Below are 5,383 nucleotides of genomic sequence, written 5' to 3' on the forward strand. Positions count from 1 at the left end.
AGGGCCTCGTCGTGCCGGTTTACGCGATCCACAAGGGCGCGCGCGCCACCGGCATTGTTGAGGTCATCCATCTGGCCCTTGACGGTATTCAGTTCCTGCCGCAACGCCTGTATCTGATTCCAGGCGTCGGCCTGCGAGGGCTGCATCTGCCGCAACTGCACGTCGTGCTGCTGTACCTGCTGCTCAAGGCTGAGGCTGCCGCTGCTGGAACCGCCGCCGGATACGCAGGCGCTCAGCGGCAGAGCAGCGCAAGCCAGCGTTACAAGGCACAATGAACGGAATGTGCGCATAATATCCTCTTTTTTCAAATTTGCACTTTTCCCAGGGCTTTTTTGCGCCCGGTGAAAATATAGATGATGCCGCCGATGACCGGCAAAAAAACCACCAGCACGAGCCACAGCGCCCTTTGCTGGGGCGTGGGAAACTCATGCCCCCATATGTGTATGATGCTCCACAGCGTGGGGATCATAGGAATCATGACCAGCACCACATGCCACCAGTGAAAGATCATGCGGCACTCCCTCCTTTGCCGGAGGATTTTCCGGCTTTGCTGCCCTTTTCGTTTCCGTTTTCGGGCGGTTTGCGCCACATGATGACGCAGGCCAGTGCGGCCCCCACGAAGATGGCCGAATCCGCCACATTAAAGGCCGGCCAGTGCCAGTCGCCCCAGTAGACATCCAGAAAGTCCACCACCGCCCGAAAGCGGATGCGGTCCACCAGGTTGCCCAGGGCGCCGCCCATGACCAGTCCCAATCCGGCAAAGAGCCAGGGTTCGTCATGCGAGCTGCGCACCAGCATCAGTATGGCCCATACGGCTACCACCGTGGCCCCGAGGAACAGCCAGAACTGCCACTCAATATCCGAACGGTTCAGAAAGCCGAAGGCCGCTCCCCTGTTGCGGATGTTCACCAGGTCAAACAGACCTTCAATAACCGGCACTGAACGGTGTTCCGGTATGGTCTGCATGACAATATACTTGGTCAGCTGGTCAAGCGCCAGCGCCAGCAGGGCCATGCCCCCGAGGATTCGATAACGCCTGCGCATGTTCTCAGGATTCCATATCCTTGATAACCGCTGTGCAGCGCGGACACAAGGCGGGATGCGAAGCGTCCGAGCCAAGCTCGGTGCTGTAAATCCAGCAGCGCTCGCATTTTTCGCCTCTGGCCTTTTCAACGCCGATGGCAAGACCGGCCACTTCTTCATCCTGATACGCGGCCTGCGGGGCGCGATCCAGCGCCTCAAGCTGCAACTGCGACACAATGCACACGGCGCGCAGGTCGGTATGCAGGCCCTCCAGGCGCTGGCGCAGTTCGTCCGCCACAAAAAGGGTCACGCGCGTATCCAGCGAATGCCCGATGATGCCCTCACGGCGCATGGGTTCAATGGCTTTTGTCACCGCGCCGCGCACGGCCAGCAGTACGTTCCAGTCATCGCGCGTGCCTTCGTCCAGCAGATAGGGAGCCGCATCCAGCGGCGGCAGGGCAAAAACCGTCGATTCCGGACCGCGCAGGCTCTCCGGCAGATGGCTGAAGATTTCCTCGGCGGTGAAAGACAGCACCGGGGCCATATCGCGCAGCAAAAGGCTCAGGATATGCCACAGGGCCGTCTGGGCCGAGCGGCGCTCCTCGCTGTGCGGAGCGGAGGCATACAGGCGGTCTTTAAGGATATCCAGATACACGGAAGAAAGGTCCGTGACGCAATAGTTGTGCAGGGTGTGGTAGACCTTGTGGAAGTCAAAATCCATATAGGCTTGCTGCACGCGCTCGTGAACGCGCCCGGCCACGTCCAGAGCAAAACGGTCCAGCGGCTGCAGCCTGTCCAGCGGCAGCAGGTCATGAGCGGAAATATCGCTCAGGTTGCCCATGATAAAACGGCAGGTATTGCGGATGCGGCGGTAAGCGTCCACAAGGCGGCCAAGAATTTCGTCCGAAAGGCGGATGTCTTCGCGGTACTCCACCGAGGACACCCAGAGACGCACGATTTCGGCTCCGAACTTTTCAATGAGTTCCTGCGGCGCGATCACGTTGCCCACAGACTTGGACATCTTGCGCCCGTCGCCGTCCACCACATACCCGTGGGTGAGCACGGCCCGGTACGGCGCGCAGCCGCGCGTGCCTTCGCTGACCAGCAGCGAGCTGTGGAACCAGCCGCGGTGCTGGTCAGAACCTTCAAGGTACAGGTCGGCGGGAAAGCCCAGCTCGGGGCGCTTTTCAAGCACAGCGGCAAAGCTTGTGCCGGAGTCAAACCAGACATCAAGGATGTCGGTTTCGCGCTTCCAGTGATTGCCGCCGCAATGGGGGCAGGCAAGGCCTTCAGGCACGACATCCTTGAGTTCGGCTTCGTACCAGTAGTCGCAGCCCGTGGGGTGCTTGGCAAAGCGGGCGGCGATTTCCTGCATCCATGCGGGATCATTCCAGGCTTCGCCGCAGTCTTCGCACAGCAGGGCCAAAATGGGTACGCCCCACTGCCGCTGACGCGAGATGCACCAGTCCGGGCGGAATTCAACCATATTATGGATGCGCTCGCGGCCCCAGGCGGGAATCCAGCGCACTTCTTCATCAATGGCCTTGAGGGCGCGGGCGCGCAGGTCATTCTTTTCCATGCTGATAAACCACTGGGTGGTCGCGCGGAAGATGACCGGCTCCTTGCAGCGCCAGCAATGCGGGTAGGAGTGGCGAATTTTGCCCTTTTGCAGCAAAGCGCCGACTTCTTCAAGTTTTTCGATGACCCTGGGGTTGGCTTCAAAAACATTCAGCCCGGCGAAAAATTCCACGGCGGGCAAAAAGCGCCCGGCGTCATCCATAGGCGAATAAATTTCCAGCCCGTACTTGAGGCCCACATCGTAGTCTTCACGACCGTGGCCCGGCGCGGTGTGCACGCAGCCCGTACCGGCATCCAGAGTCACATGCAGGCCCAGCACCAGGGGCGACTGCCTGTCATAGAACGGATGGCGCGCCTTGAGCCCCTCGAGGCGTTCTCCGGTGGCGCGATCCAGAATGATGTACTCGCTCCAGCCGAACGTCTCTGCGCAGGAGGCCACCAGATCTTCCGCAAGAATGTACTGGCTGCCCTGTGCCTCAACCAGTGCATAGGTAAATTCAGGGTGCAGGCACACGGCCATATTGTCCGGCAGGGTCCAGGGCGTTGTTGTCCAGATGACCACATGCGCGCGCGCCGGATCAGCGGCTGCAAAAACCTTTTTCAGGTTTTCATCGGGCAGGGCGAAGCGCACGTAGACAGAAGGCGAGGTGTGGTCGTTATACTCCACTTCCGCCTCGGCCAGCGCCGTGTGGCAGGAGCAGCACCAGTAAATGGGCTTCTTGGCGCGCGCCACGCCCCCGGCGGCCACAAACTTTGCAAGTTCACCGGCAGTGACGGATTCATATGCCGGATCCATGCTCACATAGGGGTGATCCCAATCGCCCAGCACACCCAGACGCTTGAATTCCTTGCGCTGTATATCAAGCCATTTATTGGCATACTCACGGCAGAGCTTGCGCACCACATGGGCGGGCAGGCTTTTCTTCTTTTCCTTGAGGTCCTGCTCCACCTTGTGCTCGATAGGCAGTCCATGGCAGTCCCAGCCGGGAACATAGCGTGAGGCATAGCCTGCCATATTGCGCGATTTGACGATAATATCCTTGAGAATCTTGTTCAGCGCGTGTCCCATGTGCAGATGCCCGTTGGCATAGGGCGGGCCATCGTGCAGGATGTAGGTTCCCTTGCTGCCCGATGCCTCAACCATGACGGCACAGGCATTGGCGGCGTCCCACTTCTTGATGGCTTCCGGCTCACGCTGGGCCAGATTTGCCTTCATCGGAAAAGCGGTTTGAGGAAGGTTCAGCGTTTTTTTATAATCACTCATGGAGGCTCCCGGCACTGAATGTCGCAAGATATAGTATGTTCTTCAAAAGCTGGCCGCAAAATAAAAACTTTGCGCAAGGGCAAGCAAGCCGGCCCTTTTCGCAAAGGGAGCATGCTCTCGTGCCACTCGACCGGAACAGGTCGGGTCATGCAATTCTTTGGGCAAAAGCTTATTTGGAGTCAGCCCTGGTGGAAAAATCACTGTAGTTTGGGCAAATAGCCGTGCAAAGTCAAGGTTTGGCCCTTCGCGCGGTCACGGCCCGGCCGTTGGCATAAAGCCTGAAAAAATCCCTGTGCTTGCGGCCTTGAGGCAGCGGCGGCTTGCCTAGCGCAGCCGGGGCTGATAAGGTGTGTCTTCTTCAGTTTGCGGCGACTTCCGGCGGCTTCGGGGCTTGCCGAAGCCGCAATGGTGTTTATATGCCCGACAAGAGGTGACTATGTGTCTTGCCATTCCTGCCCGCATTGAAGAACTGTTCGGCGAAGGCATGGCCCGCGTGCGCGTGGGTGAAAGCCAGACCTTTTTGAACGCTTCGGTGATGCTTTTGCCCAAGGAACCCCAGATCGGGGACTACGTTATCGTGCATGCCGGTTTTGCCCTGCACACCCTTACCCCCAAGGAAGCCGAAGAAAGCCTGTCCGCCCTGCGCGAACTGGCGCAGGCCCTGGAAGACCCACCGCGGTTCTGACCCCTGCGCATGGGCTGAACATGATTGTTTCGCTATAAAATCCCGCAGACACCTGCGGGATTTTTGCATTTGCGCGGTACAGCGGACGCAAGAACCTGAAGCAGGTATTTGTGGGCGGTCAAGCAAAGCCAGGCCCGCCACAGGCATTACGCCGAATGGCCTGATGCCTGTGACCTGATGCCTGTGCCCTGATGGCGGATGCGAGATGCGAGATACTCTCCGCGCACGGGCAGCAATAACTTGTCGATGGCATTGCGCGGCGCGGAGGGAGATCACCGAGCAAAGCGAGGAAGCTCCCGCAGCAGGAGACGCGCAGCCCTCGTAACTGATGGTCATTGAAAACTTCTGGGGTGCTCCGGGGGGAGTGCAGAGGGGGCCTCGGAGGGGCAAAGCCCCTAACAGGCCCCCTTTGCCGCCCGCCGCGCAGGCGGCCCAAACCAGACAATGCCGAGATTTCAAATGGTAAAGCCCTTCGGCCAGGCCTCTCCTTGCCGCACCACCGCCACTTTTACAGCAGGCAGCCGTGCGCCGCGCAGGCAGCCGCCCGCCCACATGCGCACTCCTGTGCGTGCGATGTACGGCTCATGCGACGTGCGGGCACGGTCTGAACGGATGTTTGAGCAACGGATGCGCGCGGCAGATTCATTTTTTGCTGTAAGGATTGCTCTGGCGCGCAGGGCTTCTGCAAAGGACAAATCTACTGCCTTTTTGCAGCGCAAGGCACAGAACAGCAAAAAGCCCTTCGCGCTTGAGCAGCGAAGGGCTTTAAAAGATGTTGGCAGCGGCCTACTTTCCCACATGACGTTATGCAGTATCATCGGCGATGGAGAGCT

At 59.3% G+C, this 5,383-nt stretch carries 5 protein-coding genes and 1 pseudogene; 2 read left to right on the forward strand and 4 right to left on the reverse strand.

Annotated elements, in window-relative coordinates:
• The 4 genes and pseudogenes from V6C07_RS11085 to ileS form a co-directional block, all read right to left on the reverse strand.
• A pseudogene (locus V6C07_RS11085) lies at positions 1–290 on the reverse strand (tol-pal system protein YbgF); the annotation flags it as partial.
• Positions 291–304: 14 nt separating this feature from the next.
• Positions 305–511, reverse strand: a complete 207-nt coding sequence (locus V6C07_RS11090) for a PLDc N-terminal domain-containing protein (RefSeq protein ID WP_333536540.1) — start codon at positions 509–511, stop codon at positions 305–307.
• On the reverse strand, positions 508–1,044 hold the full coding sequence (lspA, locus tag V6C07_RS11095) for a signal peptidase II (protein ID WP_333536541.1): 537 nt from the start codon (positions 1,042–1,044) through the stop codon (positions 508–510). The genes V6C07_RS11090 and lspA overlap by 4 nt, the downstream gene beginning before the upstream one ends.
• 4 nt (positions 1,045–1,048) lie before the next feature.
• A complete protein-coding gene (ileS, locus tag V6C07_RS11100; RefSeq protein ID WP_333536542.1) occupies positions 1,049–3,865 on the reverse strand; it encodes an isoleucine--tRNA ligase in 2,817 nt (938 codons plus the stop codon).
• A gap of 436 nt (positions 3,866–4,301) precedes the next feature.
• Between ileS and V6C07_RS11105 the strand changes: the two genes are divergently transcribed.
• Complete coding sequence (locus tag V6C07_RS11105) at positions 4,302–4,550, forward strand: HypC/HybG/HupF family hydrogenase formation chaperone (protein WP_333536543.1); 249 nt, start codon at positions 4,302–4,304, stop codon at positions 4,548–4,550.
• 552 nt (positions 4,551–5,102) lie between these two features.
• Positions 5,103–5,383 (forward strand): hypothetical protein (locus tag V6C07_RS11110; protein ID WP_333536544.1); only part of this gene is annotated, 281 nt, incomplete at its 3' end.

Origin of the sequence: Desulfovibrio sp. 1214_IL3152 (genome assembly GCF_036763055.1) — a bacterium.
GTDB lineage: Bacteria > Desulfobacterota > Desulfovibrionia > Desulfovibrionales > Desulfovibrionaceae > Desulfovibrio.

Excerpts from the sequence above, each read along its gene's own strand:
- V6C07_RS11090 (WP_333536540.1), bottom strand. The coding sequence starts at position 511 with ATGATCTTTCACTGGTGGCATGTGGTGCTGGTCATGATTCCTATGATC.
- lspA (WP_333536541.1), bottom strand. The coding sequence starts at position 1,044 with ATGCGCAGGCGTTATCGAATCCTCGGGGGCATGGCCCTGCTGGCGCTG.
- ileS (WP_333536542.1), bottom strand. The coding sequence starts at position 3,865 with ATGAGTGATTATAAAAAAACGCTGAACCTTCCTCAAACCGCTTTTCCG.
- V6C07_RS11105 (WP_333536543.1), top strand. The coding sequence starts at position 4,302 with ATGTGTCTTGCCATTCCTGCCCGCATTGAAGAACTGTTCGGCGAAGGC.